We start from the raw sequence: 763 nt of genomic DNA on the forward strand, positions 1-763 counted from the left end.
GCCAGCATCACCAACAGGTTGGTGGCGAACGTCGAGAGCCCGATGATGTTGTAGTAGCCCAGGAACGCGATCAGCCCTCGCGCCGCCGACAGTGACATGACGACCATCAGGATCGTCAGGATCACGGTGATGATCGACCGGTACACCGTCAACAACATGACGATGATGACCACGAAGGTCAGGGCCGTGATCATCTCGAGGCTGCGGTTACCGGCGATCTCCTGGTCGGCCGACATCGCGGCCGGGCCCGTCACATAGGCATGCACCCCTTGCGGAGCCGGCACGCTCTTGACGATGTTCTCCGCGGCTTCGACGGACTCGTTGGCCAGCGCTTCACCCTGGTTACCGGCCGTGTAGACCTGCACGTAGGAGGCCTTGCCGTCGGAGCTCTGGGCACCGGAGGCGGTCAGCGGGTCGCCCCAGAAGTCCTGGACGTGCTCGATGTGCTTGGTGTCGGCGCGCAGCTTGGCGACGATCTGGTCGTAATAGTCGTGCGCGGCCTGGTCGAGTGCATGGTCGCTTTCCAGCACGATCATGACCGAGCTGTTGGACTTGAACTCTTCGAAAACCTGGCCGACGCGCTTCATCGCGACCATCGACGGGGCGTCGTCGGGGCTCATCGAGACCGAGCGCATCTTCCCCACCTCTTCGAGCTGGGGAACGACCACGTTGAGGACCGCGATGACGGCGATCCAGCCGAGGATGATGGGCAGCGCCAGGCGCCGGATCCACTTGGCGATGCCACTGTGGTCGGCGGCGTGCT

General features: G+C 63.7%; 1 protein-coding gene. It reads right to left on the reverse strand.

Annotation, left to right across the window (positions count from 1 at the left end; genetic code table 11):
* Positions 1–763 (reverse strand): MMPL family transporter (locus A5784_RS15225; protein ID WP_156750581.1); only part of this gene is annotated, 763 nt, incomplete at both ends.

The sequence above is a fragment of the Mycobacterium sp. 852013-50091_SCH5140682 genome, assembly GCF_001665685.1.
Classification (GTDB): Bacteria; Actinomycetota; Actinomycetes; order Mycobacteriales; family Mycobacteriaceae; genus Mycobacterium.